The sequence below is a fragment of the Chryseobacterium camelliae genome, assembly GCF_030818575.1.
Taxonomy (GTDB): Bacteria; Bacteroidota; Bacteroidia; order Flavobacteriales; family Weeksellaceae; genus Chryseobacterium; species Chryseobacterium camelliae_A.
The window spans coordinates 319,305-343,414 of record NZ_JAUTAL010000001.1 but is presented as its reverse complement, the minus strand read 5'-3'; the positions used below and the strand labels follow the sequence as shown (position 1 = coordinate 343,414).

Annotated in this window: 21 protein-coding genes and 1 pseudogene; 9 read left to right on the top strand and 13 right to left on the bottom strand. The window is 42.3% G+C overall.

What is annotated here, in order from left to right; genetic code table 11:
* The first annotated feature begins 3 nt into the window (after window positions 1-3).
* A complete protein-coding gene (locus tag QE404_RS01635; RefSeq protein WP_307453666.1) occupies window positions 4-2,550 on the top strand; it encodes an outer membrane beta-barrel protein in 2,547 nt (848 codons plus the stop codon).
* A 104-nt stretch (window positions 2,551-2,654) separates the two neighbouring features.
* Entirely contained in the window at window positions 2,655-4,511 is a 1,857-nt protein-coding gene (locus QE404_RS01630) for a CocE/NonD family hydrolase (protein ID WP_307445725.1), read from the top strand.
* 569 nt (window positions 4,512-5,080) lie between these two features.
* Here the strand turns inward: QE404_RS01630 and QE404_RS01625 are convergent.
* From QE404_RS01625 to speB, 3 genes are all read right to left on the bottom strand, one after another.
* On the bottom strand, window positions 5,081-5,692 hold the full coding sequence (locus QE404_RS01625; RefSeq protein ID WP_307445723.1) for an alpha-ketoglutarate-dependent dioxygenase AlkB family protein: 612 nt from the start codon (window positions 5,690-5,692) through the stop codon (window positions 5,081-5,083).
* Window positions 5,693-5,807: 115 nt separating this feature from the next.
* Window positions 5,808-6,668, bottom strand: a complete 861-nt coding sequence (locus tag QE404_RS01620) for a bifunctional transcriptional activator/DNA repair enzyme AdaA (RefSeq protein ID WP_307445721.1) — start codon at window positions 6,666-6,668, stop codon at window positions 5,808-5,810.
* A gap of 70 nt (window positions 6,669-6,738) precedes the next feature.
* The gene (gene speB / locus QE404_RS01615; protein ID WP_307445719.1) at window positions 6,739-7,590 is read right to left on the bottom strand and encodes an agmatinase; all 852 of its coding nucleotides are present in this window, start codon (window positions 7,588-7,590) and stop codon (window positions 6,739-6,741) included.
* A gap of 174 nt (window positions 7,591-7,764) precedes the next feature.
* Here speB and QE404_RS01610 point away from each other — a divergent pair, with 174 nt between their 5' ends.
* Window positions 7,765-8,424: an HAD family hydrolase gene (locus tag QE404_RS01610; RefSeq protein ID WP_307445717.1), complete on the top strand. Its 660-nt coding sequence runs from the start codon at window positions 7,765-7,767 to the stop codon at window positions 8,422-8,424.
* A gap of 57 nt (window positions 8,425-8,481) precedes the next feature.
* On the opposite strand, the gene QE404_RS01605 is transcribed toward QE404_RS01610, so the two are convergent.
* From QE404_RS01605 to QE404_RS01595, 3 genes are all read right to left on the bottom strand, one after another.
* A complete protein-coding gene (locus tag QE404_RS01605) occupies window positions 8,482-9,879 on the bottom strand; it encodes an arginine decarboxylase (RefSeq protein WP_307445716.1) in 1,398 nt (465 codons plus the stop codon).
* A gap of 206 nt (window positions 9,880-10,085) precedes the next feature.
* Complete coding sequence (locus tag QE404_RS01600) at window positions 10,086-10,742, bottom strand: thiamine diphosphokinase (RefSeq protein WP_307445714.1); 657 nt, start codon at window positions 10,740-10,742, stop codon at window positions 10,086-10,088.
* A complete protein-coding gene (locus tag QE404_RS01595; protein WP_307445712.1) occupies window positions 10,705-11,274 on the bottom strand; it encodes a cob(I)yrinic acid a,c-diamide adenosyltransferase in 570 nt (189 codons plus the stop codon). The genes QE404_RS01600 and QE404_RS01595 overlap by 38 nt, the downstream gene beginning before the upstream one ends.
* Window positions 11,275-11,520: 246 nt before the next feature.
* Between QE404_RS01595 and QE404_RS01590 the strand changes: the two genes are divergently transcribed.
* Window positions 11,521-12,024 (top strand): DinB family protein, encoded by a 504-nt coding sequence (locus QE404_RS01590; protein WP_307445710.1) that lies wholly within the window; start codon window positions 11,521-11,523, stop codon window positions 12,022-12,024.
* A gap of 98 nt (window positions 12,025-12,122) precedes the next feature.
* On the opposite strand, the gene QE404_RS01585 is transcribed toward QE404_RS01590, so the two are convergent.
* The 4 genes and pseudogenes from QE404_RS01585 to lptB all read right to left on the bottom strand — a co-directional run.
* A complete protein-coding gene (locus QE404_RS01585; protein ID WP_307445708.1) occupies window positions 12,123-13,226 on the bottom strand; it encodes a linear amide C-N hydrolase in 1,104 nt (367 codons plus the stop codon).
* A gap of 104 nt (window positions 13,227-13,330) precedes the next feature.
* On the bottom strand, window positions 13,331-14,281 hold the full coding sequence (locus QE404_RS01580; RefSeq protein WP_307445706.1) for a helix-turn-helix transcriptional regulator: 951 nt from the start codon (window positions 14,279-14,281) through the stop codon (window positions 13,331-13,333).
* 112 nt (window positions 14,282-14,393) lie between these two features.
* Entirely contained in the window at window positions 14,394-16,121 is a 1,728-nt protein-coding gene (locus QE404_RS01575; protein ID WP_307453318.1) for an ABC transporter ATP-binding protein, read from the bottom strand.
* 502 nt (window positions 16,122-16,623) lie between these two features.
* Window positions 16,624-17,349 (bottom strand): annotated as a pseudogene (gene lptB / locus QE404_RS01570) (LPS export ABC transporter ATP-binding protein); the annotation flags it as partial.
* A gap of 145 nt (window positions 17,350-17,494) precedes the next feature.
* Here lptB and QE404_RS01565 point away from each other — a divergent pair.
* Both QE404_RS01565 and QE404_RS01560 read left to right on the top strand, forming a co-directional pair.
* Window positions 17,495-17,788 carry a TM2 domain-containing protein gene (locus QE404_RS01565; RefSeq protein ID WP_307445702.1) on the top strand — a complete coding sequence of 98 codons (294 nt, stop codon included), beginning with the start codon at window positions 17,495-17,497 and terminating at the stop codon, window positions 17,786-17,788.
* A 75-nt stretch (window positions 17,789-17,863) separates the two neighbouring features.
* Window positions 17,864-18,592 (top strand): hypothetical protein, encoded by a 729-nt coding sequence (locus tag QE404_RS01560; protein WP_307445699.1) that lies wholly within the window; start codon window positions 17,864-17,866, stop codon window positions 18,590-18,592.
* 77 nt (window positions 18,593-18,669) lie between these two features.
* On the opposite strand, the gene hemB is transcribed toward QE404_RS01560, so the two are convergent.
* On the bottom strand, window positions 18,670-19,662 hold the full coding sequence (gene hemB, locus QE404_RS01555) for a porphobilinogen synthase (protein WP_307445696.1): 993 nt from the start codon (window positions 19,660-19,662) through the stop codon (window positions 18,670-18,672).
* Between the two features lie 117 nt (window positions 19,663-19,779).
* Here hemB and QE404_RS01550 point away from each other — a divergent pair, with 117 nt between their 5' ends.
* The 3 genes from QE404_RS01550 (at window position 19,780) to QE404_RS01540 (ending at window position 22,462) form a co-directional block, all read left to right on the top strand.
* On the top strand, window positions 19,780-20,130 hold the full coding sequence (locus QE404_RS01550) for a T9SS type A sorting domain-containing protein (protein WP_307445694.1): 351 nt from the start codon (window positions 19,780-19,782) through the stop codon (window positions 20,128-20,130).
* 103 nt (window positions 20,131-20,233) lie between these two features.
* Complete coding sequence (locus tag QE404_RS01545) at window positions 20,234-21,145, top strand: ABC transporter ATP-binding protein (RefSeq protein WP_307453664.1); 912 nt, start codon at window positions 20,234-20,236, stop codon at window positions 21,143-21,145.
* Window positions 21,146-21,151: 6 nt separating this feature from the next.
* Window positions 21,152-22,462 (top strand): ABC transporter permease, encoded by a 1,311-nt coding sequence (locus tag QE404_RS01540; RefSeq protein ID WP_307445691.1) that lies wholly within the window; start codon window positions 21,152-21,154, stop codon window positions 22,460-22,462.
* A 77-nt stretch (window positions 22,463-22,539) separates the two neighbouring features.
* Here QE404_RS01540 and QE404_RS01535 read toward each other — a convergent pair whose 3' ends face one another.
* Together QE404_RS01535 and sucD are read right to left on the bottom strand one after the other, a co-directional pair.
* A complete protein-coding gene (locus QE404_RS01535; RefSeq protein ID WP_307445688.1) occupies window positions 22,540-23,217 on the bottom strand; it encodes a porin family protein in 678 nt (225 codons plus the stop codon).
* 17 nt (window positions 23,218-23,234) lie between these two features.
* Window positions 23,235-24,107, bottom strand: a complete 873-nt coding sequence (sucD, locus tag QE404_RS01530; RefSeq protein ID WP_100076874.1) for a succinate--CoA ligase subunit alpha — start codon at window positions 24,105-24,107, stop codon at window positions 23,235-23,237.
* Window positions 24,108-24,110: the final 3 nt, after the last annotated feature.

Sequence of the window (24,110 nt, the reverse complement as noted above, 5' to 3'; positions counted from 1 at the left end):
TCGATGCTTAAAATTGATGCTGATAAACTGATTTCCTATTCCAAAATATTTGACAAAATAGATCAACAGGTGTCTTTGGGAAATATTGAGCTTGAGAACAATACGGTACATACTATCGAGGAGGTTAAACTTAGTGTGGCACCGGTTAAAATTAAAAAAGATACCATTGAATTCAATGCCTCCTCCATCAAGATCCGGCCGGACAGTAAAATTGAGGAGCTGCTTAAACAGATTCCCGGTGTGGAGATCAGCAACGAGGGCAAAATAATGGTCAATGGAAAAGAAGCCGACCAGATTATGATCAACGGTAAGCCCTTCTTTGATAAGGACGGTAAGATTGCGCTTCAGAATCTTCCTGCAGACCTCATCAAAAACATCCAGTTCACCACGACGAAAACGAAAGAGGAAGAACTTACCGGAAAAACGGCAAAATCCAAGAATACTACTATTAACTTCAATATCGACGAAAAGAAAAACAAAGGCCTGATTTCCAGAATCACGGCCGGCTACGGATCTGATAAGCGCTATGAAGGGAGCGCATTGATCAGCTATTTTAAAAAAGATACCAAAATAAGCCTTCTGGCGTCTTCTAACAACATCAACTCCCGTGGATTCTCCAACAATGAGATCTTTGATAGCATGGGCAACGGAAGAAATGCCTGGATGATGCAGGGCGGCAGCATCATGAGCTCCGGAGGCACTACATATTATATGCCTTCAGGTGATAATTTAAAAGGGATTCAGAGATCTACGGTTGTCGGGTTTAACTATAATGACAAGCTGGGGAAGGATATCGATCTGGACGCATTCAGCCTTATGTACAATGATAATAACCTGAAAACCCGGTCCAAAGCCTCAAGATCTACCCTCCTTCCGGATTCTGTACTGAAAACCAATTCCGAAAGCGACGGCGAAACGGAAAACAGGCAGTACAGCTTTGATACTTCGTCAAAAGTCAAAATTGATTCGCTGACCAGTTTTTATTTCTCGCCTTCGTTCTCGCATACCAAAAGCTACAGTACCGGAAACTCTGCTTCATCTACATTCAGGAATAATGAGCAACTCAATGAAAATACATCTTTTACGAGGACAGATTCTGAAAACAACTCTTTCAACCCCAATATTTATTTCTCCAAAAAGTTCAGGAAGAAAGGAAGGGTGATGTACAGCAATATTTCCAGCAATATTTCAGAGTCCAAAGACAGCAACCTGAACCGATCGAAAACCGTATTTTACCAGAGTGCTGATCCGGATGACATCAGGAACCAGCTGACCCAAAACAAAAGTCAGAGTAACAACTCTTCTTTCAGCGCAGGATATACAGAGCCTGTTTCTGATTCTGCCACTGTCAGCCTGAATGTGGGCTACAGCTCAAAAATCAGCAGAAACACGAGGAATGTGAATGATTTTAACGCAATAACCGGAGATTACTCTGCTTACAACGCTCTTCTGTCTAACCTGATGAACCAGAATATCAATCAGTTTTCACCGGAACTTTTATTTGATATCAATAAAAAGAAAATCACGGTCTGGGGATCTGCAAAACTGGATGTATCCGATATGAAAGTCAATTCCGTATTCAACGGACAACAGACCCTCCTGACTAAAAGCTTTGTCTTGCCTTCCCACAACATGAGCATCCAATACAACTTTTCTGAAAACAAAAGCTTAAATCTTTATAGCTATTCCTACTTTGATATCCCAACCGCACAGCAGCTTACTCCCTACACCGATTATGTGAATCCGCTGATCGTCTACCAGGGGAATCCTGACCTCAAAAATACTTGGAACACTGAAGTTTTTTTGAATTTCTATAATTATAACATACTGAAAAACATCAATTATTACGCAAATGCCAGCTTCAATTACAGGAATAATGATATCGTTAATTATTCCTACTACGATTCATCCGGCAAGCAGCTGGTCACCTACGCGAATATAAGCGGGAACAAGAATGCCAACTTTGGAGGTGGCATCAGCAAAACCTTCAAATGGAAAGAAAATAAGCTGACAATAGGTCCTAAATTCAACATGAATTATGCCTACAACAAAGGATTTATCAACAATCAGGTATACAGCAGCCAGGTATACAGCATTACACCTGCATTGGGAATTACGTACGAGATCAAAGATAAGATTACACTGAAACCGTCGTACTACCTGGCCTACCAGTTCTCAGATTACACCCATTACAGCATCGATCAGGTAAAGACCACCAACCAGTCCTTAAAACTGGAAATGACCAACTACATCCTGAAAAGCCGCCTGGTTTTGGGAAATGATTTTGAATACAACACCAGCTCAAATATAGCTCCAGGATTCAAGCGAGACTTTTACTTCTGGAATACCAGCATAGGCTATTCATTCTTTGACAAGCAGCTCACTGCCAAAGTAAAGGTCTATGATGTCCTGAACCAGAACCAGAGCGTAAGAAGAGTGATCTCACAAGCCTATTTTGAAGACCGTGAAGACCTTATCCTCAAACGTTACATTATGTTTTCCCTCAGCATGAAGCTGAATAAGTTTGCGGGGAAGAAGGTGAAGACTTAAAAAACATTGAAATCTTCACCCCACCAGAAGAATTTCCTTCATTTTTAAAGCTCCGCATGTTTTAAAATGTTTTTTATTTATAATTTAGCCTCCAAATTATACGTATGAAACTCCGCATATCCATTCTGCTTCTTATATTCTTCATGGTGGCCAGGTCACAGGGCAAACGTCAGGACGATGATTTTGTAGAACAGAACTTTACCAAAGAGGAAGTATACATCCCCATGCGGGACGGTGTCAAACTTTTTACGGCTGTATACATTCCCAAAGATATCTCTTCCAAAAACAGGTATCCTTTCCTGATGCAGAGGACATGCTACAGTGTGGCTCCTTATGGCAAGGAATACCGATCCAAACTGGGACCTAATGAATACCTAATGAAAGACAAGTATATTTTCATCTATCAGGATGTGCGCGGGCGGTACATGAGTGAAGGAACATTCACCAATATGACCCCGCAGGTGGACCACAAGACTAAGAAAGATGTGGATGAAAGCACAGATACCTATGACACCATCGAATGGCTTCTTAAAAACATCAAGAACAACAACGGGAAAGTGGGACAGTTCGGGACTTCTTATCCTGGATTTTATACTGCCGTAGGCACTCTCGCAGACCACCCTGCACTCGTTGCTTCATCTCCTCAGGCACCGATATCCAATTTCTGGAATGATGATTTCTTGCATAACGGAAGGTTCATGCTGGCTTATTTCAGAACTTTTCCCGTTTTCGGAGTACAGAAGACCAAACCGGAAAACAAGGCCTGGTATTCGGATTCCATGATCAAAGCAAAATCGGATGACGGCCTTAAATTTTACCGGGATATGGGCACCCTGAAAGACGGATACGAAAAGTATTATAAAGACAATTTCTTCATGACAGAAATTATGAACCATACCAACTATGATGATTTCTGGCAGAAAAGGAACCTGCTTCCGCACCTGAAAAATATCAAACATGCAGTAATGACCGTAGGCGGATGGTTTGACGCTGAAGATCTTTCCGGTCCGCTCAACATTTATAAAACCATTGAAAAGACCAGCCCGAAAGCTAAAAATACCATCGTTATGGGCCCGTTTTCCCATGGAGGGTGGTCATATGAACAGGGAAAGCATTTCCATAATGATATTTATTTCGGAGACAGCATTGCAACTTATTACCAGAAGAACATAGAAACACGCTTTTTCAACCACTACCTGAAAGGAAATACCAAAGAAGACGCTGGTTTGCCGGAAGCACTGATGTACGATACGGGAGCAAAAGCCTGGAAGGAGTTTGCCACCTATCCTCCGAAAGAGGCTCAAAAGGTTAATTTCTACCTGGCATCAGGAACGCTTAAACCGTCTGCCGGACAAGGATATTCTGAATATTACAGCGATCCCAGCAATCCTGTGGTAAGCTCTGTGAACCTTAAAGATTTCAACGGGTTTACCCCGAGGAACTATATGTCCGAGGACCAACGGTTTGCAGAAGGAAGGCCTGATGTACTCACCTTTACTACAGATGTTTTAACTGATGACCTTAGTTTTGCCGGCGAACTGATGGCCAAACTGAATATCGCCACCACTTCCACTGATGCCGATTTCGCCGTTAAGCTGATCGATGTCTATCCGGAAGATTTCAAACCTGCCGAAAAGAAAGAAGGGGTAGTTTATGGCAATTACCATCAGATGGTGAGGAGCGAAATTATGCCTGCACGATTCAGGAATTCAAAGGAAAAAGCAGAAGCATTGATTCCGAATACGAAAACAGCCGTCAACTTCAGGCTTCAGGATGTTGTCCATACCTTTAAGAAAGGACATAAAATCCAGGTTCAGATCAGCAGTACATGGTTTCCACTTTTCGCTGTTAACCCACAGAAATTTATGGAAAACCCTAATTTTGCCACACCGCAAGATTATACAAAGGCGTTCATTAAAGTCTTTGATGACAGTTCAATAGAAGCGCAGGTCCTGAAATAGATCCTTGTTTAAACATTCTTTTAAAATCTTAGCCAATGATATTCCGAACCTATAAAAGATTGAAAAACGATTATAGATATTCGTGAGAATTAAACTGCATATAAAATAACTTAACAAAGAGCAGGTGTGATGGTGTCGAAAGGGATTATGTTTTTGAAACATAAGCAAATTTAAAGAAAACAGCTTTGAAAAAGAAGAACACATGAGCCTCTAAAAATCTATGATTTTTAAAAATGCGTGGAAAAATAATCTGCGTAATCTGTTAGATCTGCGAGAGATTATAAACCACAACAGTCACAAAAGTTTTTTTGGCAAATGAGAATGATGAAGAAAATAGAAGAACACAAAACTTAAAAATCTACGGTTTTTAATACGTTAAAACAATCTGTGTAATCTGCTTATCTGCGAGAGATAAAGACCATAAACAGCTGTGAACGTCCATGTGGTCATTAGGAAAAAACAGCAGTAGAAGACTAACACCTGATTTTTAAACAGAGCATATTGTATTTAAGGCCTGCCTTTTTCAATATTCTTATATAATCATCATCTATTTTAACTGGATAGCACCGTTATCCTTCAATCGTCCTGAACGTAAGATTGACTCTGGGTGTTTTTACTTTGGTAGTCGGCGGCAGGCGGTGCAGCCAGTGGTCCTGTGTGGTTCCTTTCATCACCAGCAAACTGCCGTTTTCAAGCCACAGCTCAATCTTTTCTTGGGTTGTTTTATGCTTGAAAGCAAATTTCCGCTCTGCTCCGAACGTCAGTGAAGCAATGGCACCATGTTTTTTAAGATCTTTTTCCGCATCGCTGTGATAGGCCATTCCTTCGTTTCCGTCATGATACAGGTTCAGCAGGCAGGAATTATAGGTTTCGCCGCTTAATTCTTCACATTTCTTCTTTAATTCCAGCAATTCAGGAGTCCATGCTATGGCTCGTTTCGTGAGTTTGGAATAGGTGTATTCAAATGGCTGGTCCCCAAACCAGGCTACTTTTCGCTTGGTGGTGATCAGCTTGCCGAAAATAATGGCCTCATCGTTCTCCCAAGGAATCTGGCTGAAAAGGTAGGTATAATAAGATTCTGACATTTCCCCCGAAAACACCTTCCCATAATAATGAACCGTACCATCATATGGAAGGATATTGACCGGATTTTCTGACGGATTTTCAAAAAGGCTGAGCATAATGAATGTGAACTATATATTGATCCATTAAAGGTAAATAATTTTACTGTGATCCTGATGATCTTACAGCTGTATACCATTCCCTGAATAGGAATTGCGGTAAGAATTTAAAGAATCAGGAAAAAGACAGATTTTCAGGATCAGTAAGCGCGTTCTCCCAGCCGATAATCAGTTGCTTCCTGTGGCTTCCCCAATGGTAGCCTCCGATTTCACCGGAAGACAGGATCACGCGGTGGCATGGGATCAGAAATGCGACAGGATTGTTGCCGATAGCCGTTCCTACCGCCCGCGGCGCTCGGGAATGGCCTATTTTTTCTGCCAGGCTTCCGTATGTTGAGAGCTTTCCTGCCGGAATGGTAAGAAGGCTTTGCCAGACTTTAAGCTGGAAATCCGTCCCCCTCAAATGAAGCTTCACTGTTTCCGGACTGTTCCAGTCTTTACTGAAAATGGACAGGGCACTGATGTGAAATGCTGTTTGATGTTCCAAAAAAGAAGCATTGGGAAACCTGAGCTTCAGATTTTCCAATCCTTTTTCTTTATCTTCTTCAAAAGCCATATGGCAGATCCCTTTCTGCGTTGAAGCCGTAAGGATGGATCCGAACGGACTGTCTGAATAGCTATAACTTATTTCCAGGCTCCTGCCGCCATTCTTATATTCGGCAGGGGACATGCCTTCAATATTCACGAACATCTCATGCAGCCTGCTGGTGCTGGAAAGCCCGGTTTCATAGGCCGTATCGGCAACGCTGGCTTTTCCCTCATGCAACAGCTTTTTAGCATGCTCCAGACTGATGTACTGAAGGAATTTTTTAGGACTGGTCCCCGCCCATTCCGTAAATATCTTCTGGAAATGAGCAGGGCTCAGGTGTATTTTTTCCGCTACTTCCTCCAGCCCGGGCTGAAGCAGGAAATTTTCCTGTATGTAGGCTATAGCCTTGGCAATTCTTTGGTAATTGATCTGACTTTGTGTAAACATATCATTCCGTTTTATTCCACAAATTTCCAGAAAATACACGACAGAAAAAATCCGGTTCCTGCGGAATGCATTATTGATTAAGATGGTAATACGCCAGCATTTTGTAGTAAAGCTTAGCAGCCAGGAATGCACTTGGTTTAGCCATCGGGGAATCCATCAGCTCCACGATGTCAAAAGCAACCACGTTGCATTTTTCAAATACTTTTCTCAGCAGTTCCAGGGTAGGATACCACTGAAGGCCGCCCGGCTCAGGAGTTCCGGTAGAAGGCGCAATAGAAGGATCAAACGCGTCAAGGTCAATCGTGATATACACATTCCCAGAAACTTTTTCAAGGACATCGTTCACCCAGTTTTCATTATTAGCGATCTCATGCGCAAAAAACACCCTCCCTTCCGGTAAATACTCAGCTTCCTCAATATCCATGGAACGGATTCCCACCTGAACCAGGTTATGTTTTTGGTTGGCTTCAAAAACCGCACAGGCATGGTTGGATGTAGACCCGTGGAATTCAGGACGCAGATCGGTGTGGGCATCCAGCTGAAGAACAGTCAGGTTCTCATACTTCTCCCCAACGGCACGGATGGAGCCAATCGACACGGAATGCTCGCCCCCGAAAAGGGTAAATAATTTTCCATCGTGGTTCAGAAGTTCTTTGGTTTTCTGGTATACGGCTTCCGTCATTGCTTCGGGAGTGGAATTTTCAGAAACTTCCCCGGCCATGTATACCCCCTGAAGGTAAGGCTCGGTTCCTGTTTCAATGTCATAAAGCTCCATGTTCTCGGAAGCATCAAGGAATAATTCAGGACCTTTGTCTGCTCCTTTGCCCCAGGTGGATGTCCCGTCATAAGGAACGGTAACCAGTACTACTTTAGCGTTTTCCAGTGATGCATTTTCTTCAGGAATTCCTGCGTATGTTCTCATGCTGTATTATAGATTTAAAGATTGAAATATTTGACACAAAGATACAAATAGTCGCGGAGTTATAAAGATGAACTTAATGAGGGAATTTGCATATTCCGGCCCTCCCGGCCTCTTTTTTGCTGTAAACGTTTCAGTCTTTGGTTTTATAAGGTTACTTTTGTAAAAAAAACAACTATGCCTCTAAAAGCTGTGCTATTCGATATGGATGGCGTTATTGTAGACACGGAACCGCTGCACAGAAAAGCGTATTTTAAAACATTTGATGACCTGGGGATACAGGTTCCGGAAGGATTGTACACTACATTTACGGGATATTCCACCAAAAAGGTGTGTGAAACCCTGATTGAAAAATTCGGCCTTTCCCAAACCTACGAAGAGATTGCAGGCATCAAAAGAGAATATTTTAAAGATTTCTTTTACAACGATGAGCATTTCGATCTCATTCCGGGTGTAAAAAACCTGATTGAACATTATTACGAAAACGGCATCACCCTGATCCTGGCTTCTTCCGCTACAATGACTACCATTAATATGGTATTTGAAAAGTTCGGGCTTGAAAAATATTTCAGCGGCAAGATCAGCGGAGCAGATCTGAAAGAGTCAAAACCTCATCCGGAAGTATTTATCCTGGCGGCAGAAATGGCCGGCGAATCCGCAGAAAACTGTATGGTAATTGAAGATTCCACCAACGGGATCCTCGCTTCTCACCGGGCAGGCATTTTCTGTGCCGCTTACAGGAGCCCGCATTCCAAAGACCAGGACTATACCCTGGCAGATACCGTAGTTTCGGATTACCCCGAACTTGAACTGGAAAAAATTTCCAAATACTTTTAAAAACAAAAGCTATCAGTTTAAACTGATAGCTTTTTATTATTTATTTGGTATTAACTCTTATCCTTGGTAACCCAGGAGCTTTAAGATGTCTTCAGGTTCCTGTTTCTCACGGAAAATCTCATACTGGAACTCTCCGTTCTCATCTTTCTGGATCAGGACATGCCTTGGCTGCGGCATCAGGCAATGGTGAACACCACCGTATCCTCCGATGGTTTCCTGATAAGCACCCGTATGGAAAAATCCGATGTATAATGGTTTGGTATCACTGAAAACCGGCAGGTAAATCGCATTGGTATGCTGTTCAGAATTGTAGTAATCATCTGAATCGCAGGTAAGTCCGCCCAAAAATACCCTTTCATAGGTATCTTCCCAACGGTTCAGCGGCAGCATAATAAAATGCCTAGAAATTGCCCAGGTATCCGGAAGTGTAGTCATGAATGAAGAATCAATCATATTCCACTTCTCACGGTCATTCTGGCGTTTCTGTGAAATAATTTTGTATAGGTTGGCCCCACTTTCCCCTACGGTAAAGCTTCCGAACTCCGTGTAAATATTCGGCTCTTCCACCCCTTCTTCCTCGCAGAATTTTTTGATCTGGGAAACGATTTCCTCCACCATATATTGGTAGTCATAATCGAAGTTCAGGGAGGTTTTTATTGGAAATCCTCCCCCGATATTCAGGGAATCCACTTCGGGAGCGATCTTTTTCAGACGGGCATATACCCGGAGACACTTATACAATTCATTCCAGTAATAAGCCGTGTCTTTAATCCCGGTATTGATGAAGAAATGCAGCATTTTCAGCCTTGCATTGGGATGCTCGGCAATTTTCTGGCTGTAATACGGGATGATATCCTTGTATCCGATCCCAAGCCTTGAGGTATAAAACTCAAATTTTGGTTCTTCTTCGGAAGCGATCCTGATTCCGATATCAAATGTGGTATCAATGCTTTCAGTAAGCTTATCCAGCTCACGGTAATTGTCCAGTATCGGAGTAATGTTTTCAAAACCGCTGTTGATCATTTCCGAAATTTTCGCCAGATAATCATCCGTCTTGAATCCATTGCAGATTACTTCAATATTTTTATCTACTTTCCCTTTTTCATACAGCGATTTTACGATGTCCATATCATAGGCAGCTGAGGTTTCTATGGAAATATCATTCCTTAGGGCCTCTTCCAGGACGAAGTTAAAATGGCTGGATTTTGTGCAGTAGCAGTAAGTATAATTTTTCTTATATTCGGTCTTTTCAAAAGCACCTCTGAACCAGCTTTTTGCTTTCTGAATATTTTGGGAAATCCTCGGCAGGTAACTGATCTTCAACGGAGTGCCGAATTTTTCAACAACATCCATCAGGGGGATGTCATGGAACAACAGATTATTCTCAGAAACATTAAATTCCTCGGTAGGAAAATAGAGCGTCTGGTCAATGAGTTCCGAATATTTTATTTTCATTTCTAGATAGGAGAATTAAGGAGTACAAAATTGCTAAAAAACTTTGATTTTTTGGTGTTAATTTTTTATAAATTTTAAATAGCCTTTTAACCGCCAGAACAGCATCAAACTCAGTATTTTTTGCCTTTAAAACCGGAAAAATCAGTTATTATGGATTTTGCATTTCATAATCCTGGTAACAATCAGGATATCAAAAATAAAAGATTTTAATAGTATGGCTTCCCGATAAAAATAAGCAGGTCACCCGTTTCATAAGAGACTGATATCTCATTTTCAGCTGCGAAATTCCGTGTGCCTAATCTGGAAGTTATATTGAGAGCTTCATTTTCCAGGGGCCAGTTCAGGCCTTTTGTCACAATATGATCAGCGGAAGGAAATGGGTACAGTGACACCATCCTGCCCTGAATGCCGGTCAGGGAAAAGTTTTTCGGTATGAAGAAATACTCTGAAAATTCATCATAAAACAGGATATTCATGCGGTCTTTAAACATATAGGCTACCGTAAGATTCCCCAGGAAATGATCCTGTTCGCCGCCGCTTCCTCCCAGAACATCCACTTCAGTAAATCCTTTCTGCAAAATAATTTCCAGAGCTTTATGAAAATCGGTTTTATTTTGATCCGGGGTAAAAATAAATTTGTCCTGATACACATTTTCGTCATTTCCCGTATGCGAATCAAAATCACCGGAAATAAAATCGAGCTTTTCAAGGGGGAAATGCTGACGCTTCAGGTAATGAAAAGCCCCGTCCGTACAGGCAATAAGTCCGTAAAATTCCGGATCGGGAAGGCTTTTCGGAGCTTCCCCATTGATGAAGAGCAATGCTTTACCGCTCATTCGGATTCCAGTATTCTTCCGGTTCATGATTGATTTTAGAGACATACCTTGCAACGACGAAAAGATAGTCTGAAAGCCTGTTCAGATACCTGATCAGCTCCGGGCGCACTTCTTCGGATTCGTTAAGGAAAACCAGTGAACGCTCTGCCCTTCTGCAGATCGTGCGTGCCGCATGAAGAAAGGTTGCTGCTTTTCCGCCACCCGGCAGGATGAAATACTGGAGGGGTTCCAGCTGTTCGTCAAATGCATCCATCCACTGTTCCAGTTCTTCAGTTTCCGTTTCAGAAATTATCAGGGGAAGACGGGATTTTCCATTGGCCAGCATCAGCTTATCTACGGGAGTAGCCGCTTCAGAGCCTACGGTAAAGAGGTCAAACTGGATTTTTTTCAGCTGCTTCAGGACTTCCGCATCTTCTATATGGCTCTTGGCAATGCCGATGAATGAATTCAGCTCGTCTATATTTCCATAGCTTTCCACACGGGCACTGGCTTTGGAAACCCTGGTGCCGCCATAAAGAGCGGTCTGCCCTTTATCTCCTGTCTTCGTGTAAATTTTCATAGTACTAAAATACTTTTTCACAGTAAAACGACCAAGCTTTTTGTACGATTTTTAAGCCTTACCATATTACATCATATTGCTGAGGTATTTAGAATGATGTACGGGAACGGCAAAATGTGATTGCAGATTCATTAGCAAGATTTTAAATTCATTTAAAAATTTTTTTTTATCACGAATTCCTACTGACAGACTGCTGTCATCTATCGGTCTTACCTTTGTCATACAAACAACTTAAAAATGAATATTATGACATCAACACAGACATCAACAGCCACCGGAAAATTTATGAATTCTGCACAACTACTGGAACATTGGCAGGGGCACCGCAACCTTACCAGAAGGGTAATCGAAGCCTTTCCTGAAAAGGATTTATTTGAATTTTCCCTCGCCGGGATGAGGACCTTCGCCAAAATGGCCGTTGAATTGATCAGCATCGGTGGCCCGGCTTTGAGAGGAATTGTAGAAAACAAAACCGATGCTTTGGATGAAGAAGCTTTTGTACCTTCCACCAAAGAGGAGCTTCTGGCAAAATGGGATGAGGAAACCGTAGTGATTCACGATTATTTCAACCGCATTCCGGAAGAGCGTTTCCAGGAATCCTTCAATCTTTTCGGGCAGTATGAATTCCCGGTGTATCAGAATATTATGTATTTCATTGATAACGAAATCCATCACCGCGGCCAGGGCTATGTATACCTGAGAGCATTGGGTATTGAGCCCCCGTTTTTCTGGGAAAGGTTTGCTGTTTAAACTGTAGATTTCTTAAATCAGAATCCTACATAAACAGCCTAAAAAATGAGTTCCGCACGTTACGGGACTCATTTTATTTCGTTCAGAAAGGCCTGATGTCAGGAAGCCGGTAAAATATTCCTGAAAAACTCAGCTATATTCCTTTTAATGGTAGTAAAGATATCCGAAACCGGAAATTCCTTATTGTCATATCCTACAGGAAATCCCTTTTCAACATATTCATTATTCTTAGATAAAGTCAGTACCTCAAAATCTTTATTCACTTCTCCCAAACGGTCTGTGTGGATATCCAGGTAGCGTACGGAAGCATTTTGAGAAAAATCCAGCCCGCTGAGATTGATGGTCTTGATTTCTTTCCTGAGGTCTGAACGGAAGTAAAGATTCATGTTTTTTACATCAATCACCGTCTGCCATTCACCGGGATGGATAGAGTTCAGGATATTCCAGGCGTAGTCTACAGGCTTTTTGTCCTGCGTATAGTTTTTCATCATATAGTATGCACGGCTGTAACGGTTTTCCCATTGGTTCATCTGATCAAAGCTGAACTTTTCCTTTCCGCCTAAGAAATCAAATTTCTGCACTTCCTGCAGATCTTTATGGTATTGGTTATTGCACAGCAACGGCATAGGCATATCTTTATCCGTTAACACCTTATATTTTCCGTCCAGCAGAGCAATGGTCGCAGTATTTCCTCTGGCATCCGTCAGGAAAAAATGACTTCCGGCAGCATTCGGCCACCAGTCGATATTGGGGCCTTTATTAAGGTTGTTTACCACTTCTTTTACGGATGTGTAATGATCCAGCTGATACTGTATCCACTGGGCCCAGAACATATCAGGCTGTGAAGGATTCCTGACTCTACCGGTCTCTTCCAGGTAAAGCTCTACCAGGAACAATCCTTTTTCATTCACTCCGTAACATGGAAAATCATACCCCAGAAGGTTAAAGGTGACAGACCCGTATCTGGATTTCCACTGCGTTGCCGGTACAGCACTATCTGTGGTAAGGTTTTCCCAGCTGATGTTGCGTTTAAGGATGCCCCGCTTATTTACTACAATCATTCCCGGCATGGTTTTCCAGTTCTCATTAAAGCCAACCACACAATAATCATGGCCTTTCAGAAGAAATGCAGAGCATGCTGAAACAGCGGCGGAACACATCAACAGTACAAACAGTAAACACCGTGAAAAAATATATCTCATAATCAGAATTGCTTAAATATATTATCCTGATTAAAAATACTATTTATTATTCAAAAGGAATTTGATGATCTGTTAAACGTGACTGGCAGCGGTACCATTCTGAATTACAATCTGTTCAGGATACGTTCAGCCAACTCTCTTATTTTACTTCTCAGAGAATCGGGTTCCAGAACTTTGGCATAATCAGCAAAAGTAATCAGCCAACGCGGGAATCCTTCTTCAATCCAGTCGGTTTCAAAAATCATTTCAATCCCTTCTTCATGGAGTATTTCTTCTATGATCCCATAGTATTTTTTGGAATTCACTAGGTGCCCCACGATCTTTTTATCGACCATAAGCCTTACTCTGGTCTTGTTTCCATTAGGTTTGCTTCGGTAATCATTGATTTGTCCGTACTCCTGCAGGAAAGGATTCTGCGTTTTCATAATCTGCCGGATCCTGTCGATCCTGAACTGCCTAAAATCGTTCCTTAAGGTACAGAAAGCCATGAAATACCAGTAATTGAACTCAAAAAAGACTCCTACGACTTCAACAGTCCTGGTGGAAATCTTCTCGTCTACCGTACGGTATTCTATGGTCAGCTGCCGCTTTTCCGCTATGCTTTCCATGATGATGGGAATCACATTTTTGATGTGCTCGCCGGACACCGGAGGGTAGTTGAATATATCAACCTTTTTCTCAATGCTCTGGATCAGGTTTTTATCTGAATGCCTCAGTACGGAACGCAGCTTTTCCATGGCATTCTGATGATGGATACCCAGGCTCTGATCCGAAAAATTCTGCATCAGCTTTTCTGCGGTGATAAAACTCAGAACTTCTTCCTTGGTAAACATCACCGGAGGAAGTTTGTAACCATCCATCAGTGAATAACCGCTTCCTGCCTCACCCACAATGGGAATTCCGGCATTCTCAAGAGTCTTGATGTCGCGGTAAATCGTACGGATGCTTACCTCAAACTTTTTCGCGAGATCCTGTGCCCGCACCAGAGGTCTGGATTGCAGTTGGGTGAGAATAGCGGTAACCCTGTCGAGTTTTTTGAGATAATGGTCGTTCATTGGGATGAGTGATGATTGATAAATGATAATTGATGAATGATGAATGATTATTAATGCAAGGTCATTGTTACACTGTTACACTGTTACATTGTTAAATTGATACATTAATACATTACTGCTCTTTAAACGTACTTACCAGCTTATCCAGGTTCAGGCTTCTTGCCGAAGCATCAAAAATTTCCCGGTAGGTTCCATTCTTTTGTACCAGTTCATCATGACTTCCATGCTCCACTACCCGCCCCTTTTTCATGACGTAAATCGTATCGGCATCCAGGATCTGGGACAGTGAATGCGAAATAATAATTACGGTCCGGCCTTCTTTGATGGCATCCAGTGAGTTTTTGATCTGTTCCGTAGCGATTGCATCCAGACTGGCCGTAGGTTCATCCAGGAATATGATGGGAGGATCTTTCAGGAAGAGCCTTGCAATGGCAATCCGCTGCTGCTGCCCTCCTGAGAGCTGGGTGGCATCATGCTGATACTGATCCGGAAGATCCAGGATCTGATCATGCAGATACGCCTTTTTAGCGGCTGCTTCAATTTCTTCGAAGCTGGCATTCATATTTCCGTACCTTATATTGTCTTCAATGCTCCCCTGGAAAATATGGTTTTTCTGGAGTACAAGGCCGAGATCATTCCTGAGAAAAGTATTTTCATATTCATTCAGGTCTATGCCGTCCAGCATAATACAGCCGGAATCGGGAAGGTAGAACTTACAAAGCAGGTTGATTACGGTTGATTTTCCGGCACCGCTTAATCCTACCAGTGCTGTGGTCTTCCCGTTTTCAATAACCATGGAAACTTCATGCAGGGCCTGTGTTCCGTTCGGATAGGTAAAATTGACATTTTTAAGTTCAAAAGTCCCTTTGATATCTTTTTCCTGAAACTTTCCGTCCGGTTCTATTTCATCATCGGCATTTAAGATTTCAAAATAGCCTTCTGCATAGATCATCGCATCGTTCATATCGTCATAAATCCTGTGCAGCTGCCGGATAGGCGCAGAAACGTTATTAAAGAGCATAATATGAAGCATGATAGCTCCAATGGTCATCTGCTGGTCCAAAACCAGATAGACCGTTAACAGGATAATAAGTACAACACCAAACTGCTCGATGAACGTCTTCAGTCCGTCATAGATAAAATTGGTCCTGCGCGTGAACATCTGGCTTTCCATCAGCTGCATCTGCAGGTCATACTGCTTCTTGCCCTCAAATTTTTCCCTGACAAAACTTTTAATGACCATAATGGAGCTGATGAGGTTTAAAAGGCCTGAAGTTTTCTGCTCACGCTGATTTCTCAGGTTCCTTCGTACACCGCTCAGCTTTTTTGCCTGTAATGAACTGATGTAGAAGTATACCGGTACAATTACTGTGGAAACCGCACCCACGTATACATTCTGCATGTACATGATGATCAGTGCAATAAAGGCATTGGAGAATAGCGGCAGCATATCGATGAAGAAATTCTGAACCAGCCTTGTAAGGCTTTCAATACCCCGGTCGATCCTGATCTGGAGCTTTCCGGAATCATGGTTTTCATCATTGAAATAGGCTACTCTGTAGGTAAGGATCTTGTCGATGGCAGATTGTGCTAAAACCGAACTCACATTGATGCGTATTTTCTCTCCGTAAAACTTCTGTCCGAAGTTGATGAAGATATTTAGCAGCTCCTTGCCGAGGAGGATGACCGATATAACAATTAAAACATGTATTCCCTCGGACATCGGATGCGGTAATCTGGTAAGCTGCGTGACCTCATCTACCGTATATTTCAGGACGATAGGGTTAACCTGTGCGGCCAGAGCACCGAGAAAAGTGAGAAACAGCGTTCCGTAGATCATTAGCCGGTATGGGCGGATGAATACGATCAGCTGCTTATAGATTCCGAATAAAGTTAGGGTTCTGGTAAAAGGTTTTGCCATGACTTCATTTAACTAAAACGTACCGTTTCCGAAAGAAAAGGTACGTTTTATTCTATGTTTAAACAAGAAGTTTTTATTTTAAATATTAACCTTCATACACATATGTGGTTACGTAATGCAGTTCCGGACGTGCTGCTGCCTTCGATTCGGCTTCTGCCTGCTCTTTGGAATACTGAGAATTGATTTCTTTTTTCTGGAATACATAGGCATTATTGGCATTCTTGTCAATCACATCATTGAAGATATGCTCAATTTCGGAATTGGCGAGGGATGCAAAGCTGATGTCTTCAAAGCCGTGCATGGTCCTAAGGTCGTCAAACTGGGAGAAATTCTCGTCCACAAAGCTTTGCAGCTGGGTTTTGGAATCGAAATTTCCTGCCCAGATGTTATAGAGGTATTTCTTCTTTTTGGATTTATCCGAAAGGCTCTGGTAAACAAAGTTTTCACCCAGGTAAGCTTCCCGTACCTGCGGATCATTGGCAAGCTCTTCAGGCAGCCCTTCTTTAAGGATCCGTCCTTCGAACATGATGTAGGTTTTGTTCGTAATGGCTAAAGTCTGCTGAACGTTGTGATCCGTGATCAGGATCCCGATATTTTTATCGACCAGACTCCGTACGATTTTCTGGATGTCTTCCACCGCTATAGGGTCTACTCCGGCAAAAGGCTCATCAAGAAGGATGAAGTTCGGACTGGTAGCCAGACACCTTGCAATCTCCGTTCTCCTCCGCTCACCTCCGGAAAGAAGATCTCCACGGTTTTTGCGCACATGCTGCAATGAGAATTCTTCAACCAGTTCATCGCATTTCATCTGCTGCTCACGTTTGGAAAGCTTGGTCAGCTGCAATACACCCATGATATTTTCTTCCACGGAAAGTTTCCTGAACACCGAAGCTTCCTGAGCCAGGTATCCGATTCCTTTCTGCGCCCTGCGGTACATGGCATCTGTAGTGATTTCCTGCTTATCGAGGAAGATTTTACCGGAGGTAGGCTTTACCAATCCCACAATCATGTAAAAAGAAGTGGTTTTACCGGCACCGTTCGGGCCAAGCAATCCTACAATTTCTCCCTGCTGAACCTGTACGGAAACGCCTTTCACCACTTTTTTGGGACCGTATTCCTTGATTAAGTTTTCTCCTCGTAAAATCATATGGCAAATATATAAAATTGCAGCAAGTTATCGCATTGTATACAAATACTATCTTTGGTTTTTTAACCCTGAGAATTTTAGGCTTTAGGTGTAACTTCTGCAGGTATTTCAACACTAATCATTCATAATCTTTAAAAATACAAGTATGGAAAATTACGGTTACACAACAGAAGATCAACAGAACCCGAACAATAACAACTTTCCTTACCGGTCAGAGAAGAAAGTCCCTGCCGCGCTGTTGGGAATCTTGGTTGGCTGGCTCGCCCTGAGTAAGTTCTACCTTGGATATACCAAAGAAGGTATCATCCAGCTGGTGCTTAATATCGTTACCGTTGGGGCAGCCTCTGTCATTCCTTTTATCGAAGGGATCATCTACCTTTTCATGAGCGATAAGCAGTTTGACGACACCTATGTCTATGGCAGAAAAGGCTGGTTCTAAGTTTTAACACAAAAGTGTAAGGCTGTTCTGCTTTTTTGCCATAATTTTATACGACCAATCAACAGAACTACTATTATGGACAATAACCAAGAATTAACGGACCTCCTGGCTCTCGACCTGGGAATCAGCATCATCGACCGAAGGCCTTACGCAAAGGAAGTTTTCAAATGGCAGGATATGGATCTTCTTCCGCATTCTTCCACAGATACGCTGCTGGGCGAAATTTTTGAATGGAACGGAAGGAACTGGCGGACTACAGGCAATAACCTCATCGGATACCTGTTTTCCGGTGACAACCTGAATTATGTAAAGCATCAGCTCATGAACATCCCTAAAAATCCTGCCCTGATCCCTGATTTTGAATTCACAAAGGACAGCATGATTGAGTATGGACTTTCCCTTCCTTCATTGTTCAACATCGGCGTGAACGGGAATATTAAGAATGCCAAAACTTTTTCCGTACGGGTTAATGGGGTTACGAAATCGCGTATCACCAATATTGATTCGCCGGGCATTGAGATTTTAAGGAACTTTTCCATTTTCACACAGTCTAAATCCAAAACCTACCGTAAAAATATCAAATTCAATTATCTGAGCACCGCATTGTTCTATGCCGAAAGCGTTGAAATTTTCCTGGAAAAGGATGCTGGTGTAGGATTGGAGGTAAGTTTCCAGACAGATCATGTGGAAGTGGATGCTAAAGTGAATACGGATACCCAAAAGCACTTCGTACTGAAATATTCAGGAAGCCAGGCTCCTTTCGCTGCAACGTTTACAAAAGGTAAAGATTTTGATATAAGCTGATGAAAGTTATGAGTAAAGAGTTATAAGTTATGAGTTTGCTGAAAATCACTCATAACTTATAACTCTTTACTCATAACTTATCTGTCTCTGAGGATCATTGCCGCTTCTTTAGCAAAATAAGTGAAGATCATATCCGCACCGGCTCTTTTGAAGCAGGTAAGGCTCTCGATGATGGTTTTATCGTTATCCAGCCAGCCGTTCTGTGCTGCAGCTTTCACCATGGCATATTCCCCGCTTACGTTATATACTGCAATCGGAAGGTCAATCGCTTCACGGACTTTGGAAACGATATCCAGGTAAGGCAATCCTGGTTTGATCATGATGATATCTGCTCCTTCTTCGATGTCTTTGAATACTTCATTCATCGCTTCCCTGGAATTATGGAAATCCATCTGATAGGTCTTTTTATCCTTCGGAATTTCCATATCGTCTTTCGGGGCACTGTCCAGGGCACTCCTGAACGGACCGTAAAACGAACTTGCATATTTAGCGGAATAACTTAAAATCCCTAAATCTGTAAACCCGCTTTCTTCCAGGGCTTCACGGATGACCTGAACCCTCCCGTCCATCATGTCGCTCGGAGCCACGATATCTGCACCGGCTTCAGCATGGGACACTGACATTCTGGCCAGTGCTTCATTGGTTACATCATTAACAATTTTACCGTTTTCAATAATCCCGTCGTGTCCGTAAATAGAATACGGATCAAGGGCCACATCCGGCATCACGATCATTTCCGGAATCGCATCTTTGATAGCCCTGATGGTCTGCTGCATCAATCCGTCTTTGTTCCACGCCTCTTTCCCGGTATTATCTTTAAGATGATCGGATACTTTCATATAGAGGTTAACGGATTTTACGCCTAAAGAAAACAGTTCCTTACATTCTTTCACCGTTAAATCTAAACTTCTTCTGAAAATCCCCGGCATTGAAGCAATCGGCTCCTCTTTTTTTTGACCCTCCATAACAAAAACCGGCATTACAAAGTCATTGGTGGTAAGGGTACATTCCCTTACCAGACTGCGGATAGAATCGTTTACTCTCAGCCTTCTGTTTCTTGAATATATCATTTGGAATACTTTTTGAACATTTTGATGCAAATTTACTATATGTTGTACAAAATACTATTGCAGAGACGGGTAGATTTTTATATTTTTGCTGTTAAATCTATCCGAAATAATTATTTGATGAAAAAACTTTTACTTTTATTTCTTTTTACAGGTGCTCTTGTCGGATTTTCCGGCCATGCCAAAGCTCAGCTGAGAGAACCGGGATTTGTTTCCCAGAAATCTGATGACGGGGTTCTGGTAGCGTATCCTAATCCGGCGAAGGACTTTCTGATCGTAAAAGCCAAAGACGCCTCCCTGAAAATCAAAAGTGTGACTTTTTATTCGATCCTGGGCACCCAGGTGGCGAATTATACAGTGAACATGAATTCCGGGGAAATCAATCTTGAAAAACTGAAACCGGGGAAATACCTGATCCGGTATATTCTGAGTGACAATACCCAAAAGGTCACACAGATCGTAAAACAATAAGCTGAATCCTGATAATCATCAGGATTTTTTATTTCCGGGCCTATCTCGTTTAATAATTCCGTAACTTTCGGCGACATTTTTATCCTTACAAATCAAAACCCGAATGCTAAAGGCTGAACATATTACGAAGACCTATAATGCCGGAAAGAAGACCGCACTGGATGATTTCAGTATCGATGTCCCGAAAGGAAGTATTTACGGACTTCTGGGCCCGAACGGAGCCGGCAAAACCTCATTCATCAGAATCATCAACCAGATTACCCAGGCAGATTCCGGAAATGTCTTCATCAACGGACAAAAGCTTAACCCCGATCATATTAAGGATATCGGCTATATGCCTGAGGAAAGGGGACTATATAAAAATATGAGCGTAGGTGACCAGATCATCTATTTCGGAGAGCTGAAAGGCATGAGCAAGAGAGATGCTCAGAACGAAGCAAAACTATGGTTTGAAAGGCTCCACATCGACCAATGGTGGAAAAAGAAGCTTTCCGAACTGTCTAAAGGGATGGCCCAGAAAATACAGTTTGTCGTTACGGTACTTCACAGGCCTCATCTACTGATCCTGGATGAGCCTTTTTCAGGCTTTGATCCTGTCAATGCCAATCTCATCAAAGACCAGATCATCGACCTCAAAAATAACGGCACCACCATCATCCTATCCACCCACCGGATGGAAAGTGTGGAAGAAATGTGCGATTACGTTGCGCTGATCAACAATTCTAAAAAAATCATTGATGGAAAGGTATTTGACGTAAGGGAAAAATTCAAGAAAAATATTTTTGGCATTACACTTTCTGACGTCAATGAAAACGGATTTGAGCATTTCAAAAATAAGTACGGCATTTTTAACCTGTCACATCACAACCATTTGGTGTCCTTCGACCTGAAAAATGAAAATGACCAGAACCTGATTATCTCAGATCTGGTGCAGGCCGGAAAGATCAGGTCGTTCGAAGAAAAAATCCCGAGTATGAACGAAGTATTCATTAATGCTGTGAGTAACCCTTCCTAATAGACTATGAACAATATATTTTTAATCACCAAAAGGGAATTCCTGACCCAGGTTAAGAAAAAATCCTTTATTATTCTTACTTTACTTGCCCCAATCATGCTTATAGCATTCGGATCCGTCATAGGGCTGATGTTTAAAGCTAATGAATCGCATAACGTCATCCAGGTAGTAGACAGAAGTGGACTGTTCAAAAATCAATTGCCTTCTGATAACAAGATCAATTATATTTTCATCCCGGCTGCAGATGAGCAGGCCCATATGAAAACCCTCAAACACAATGAGTCGCTGGACGGAATCCTGATTTTACCGGAACTTAAAAACCGGGACTTCAAAGACCTTCAGAATAATATACGGTTGGTTGTCAACAATAAAATAGGATTTGATACCAAGCAGCGGATCATTAATGACATCAACAATGTCATCAAAAAGGAAAAAATCAGGGAAATGGGGATTGCAGAAAAGCAGTTGTATGACCTTGACAAAGCTTTTACCCTGAAAACCATCAATATCGCTGAAGGTAACAAAGAGGATTCAGACCTTGCTTTCGGCGTAAAATCCGGGTTGAGCATGCTTCTGATGTATGTAACCTTCATGTTTATCATTATTTACGGAGTTCGGGTAATGAGAAGCGTCCTGGAAGAGAAAAATAACCGCGTGGTGGAAATCATCATTTCTTCCGTAAAGCCTTTTGAACTGATGATGGGGAAAATCCTTGGCGTTACAATGGTTGCCCTTACACAGTTTATCGTATGGATTACCATGTCGGTGATCGGAGCCCTGATTTTAAATACCGGATTCACCTCTATTCAGAAAAATATTCCGGGAGCCGGGGAAAGCATTACGGAAAAGCTTGATGTGGCCCAGATTGCCACGGAGGTTTCCCACAGCCTGCTGGAACTGAATTTCCCGCTGATTATTTTCGTATTCATCATCTTCTTCCTTTTAGGGTATATTTTTTACAGCTCTATTTATGCTGCCATAGGTTCTGCCGTTGATAATGAAACAGAAACCCAGCAGTTTACCCTCTTTGCCATCCTTCCTTTAACATTGGGGATGTACGGCAGTTTTACGCTGATGAACAATCCTGACGGACCTCTGGGCTTTTGGCTGTCCATCATCCCGTTTACTTCTCCGGTAGCAATGATCGCCAGAATACCTTTCGGTGTTCCGGCATGGCAGATTGCCCTTTCTATACTCCTGCTGTTAGGCACCACTGTATTTATGATATTCCTTGCCGGTAAGATTTACCGGGTAGGTATTCTGATGTACGGCAACAAGGCGACCCTGAAAGAACTATGGAAATGGATTCGCGGCTAATCAGATAAAATATTCAATATAAAAACCCCGGAAGCTTTGCTTCCGGAGTCTTCTTTTAAATATCTTTTTTTATTCTCTTACTGAAAGATATAGCTGAGCCCGATACTGAGTACCTGCTCAGATTTGCTCTTTTCCGTATCACTGGATTTAGTCCAGGTCTCTACAAGATTCGGATAGGTATTGGATAAACCAAAATCATACTTTATAGCAAGTTCCAGCTGTCTTTTATAGCTGTATCCGATTCCTAAACCGATACCGAAGTTAAAGCTGTTAGCCTTTCCGCTGATCGCAGGATAAGCAGGATCTGTAACATCGGGATTGTAATACGGCCTTGTTAACGGCGCATTTTTAACCGTCTGGTTCACTAAAAAGTTAAATCTCGGTCCAACCATTCCGAAGAATTCCGATTCCGCTTCGGAAAAGTATCCTTTGAAATAAACGGGAACACTAAGGTAGTTATTGGCGTATACGGCATTGTATCCGTCTGCGCCCTTGGCATCCTTGTTCTTTCCTGTTTCCCCCGCGCCGTAATACAGGATTTCCGGCTGAAGATAGAACTGGTTTCCTGTTCCTACGGGAATCAGAGCCAATGCTCCTGCCTGAAATGTGTATCTTGGCCCTGAGGGGTTGTGAGCATTTTTTACACGGGAATAGTTGCCGCCTGCCGTAATCCCGAATCTTGTGCTGCTGAAATCAATCTGCGCAAAAAATAAAGCGGAAAACATGAGGGCTGAGGCTAATAAAAGTTTTTTCATATGTTGTTTGTTAAATGTTACGATAACACTTTGGCTACAGTAGCACCGATGTCAGCCGGAGAATCCACAACATTGATCCCATTTTCTCTCATGATCTCCATTTTAGCCTGAGCCGTATCCTCTGCACCTCCTACAATAGCTCCTGCGTGCCCCATGGTTCTTCCTTTAGGAGCCGTCTGTCCTGCGATGAATCCAACAACCGGCTTTGTAGAACCGCTGGCTTTGTACCATCTTGCTGCTTCAGCTTCCAGTCCTCCACCGATTTCTCCGATCATTACTACAGCTTCAGTCTCAGGATCGTTGATGAATAATTCCAGTGCTTCTCTGGTTGTGGTTCCAATGATTGGGTCTCCACCGATACCAATCGCTGTAGAAACTCCGAATCCGGCTTTCACTACCTGGTCAGCCGCTTCGTAAGTAAGGGTTCCTGATTTTGAAACGATTCCCACTTTTCCTTTTTTGAAAACGAAACCTGGCATAATCCCAATTTTAGCTTCTTCAGAAGTAATGATTCCCGGGCAGTTAGGACCAATCAGTCTGCAGTCTCTGTCAGCAATATAAGATTTTACTTTCACCATATCTGCCACAGGAATTCCTTCAGTAATACATACGATTACTTTAATTCCCGCTTCTGCAGCTTCCATAATAGCATCAGCAGCAAATGCTGGCGGTACGAAGATGATCGTTACATTGGCTCCGGCTTTTTCAACCGCTTCAGCTACTGTATTGAATACTGGCTTTCCAAGGTGCTCGCTCCCTCCTTTTCCCGGAGTAACCCCACCTACAACGTTGGTTCCGTATTCGATCATCTGGCTTGCATGGAAAGTCCCTTCGTTCCCAGTAAATCCTTGTACAATTACTTTAGAATCTTTGTTTACTAAAATTGACATTTT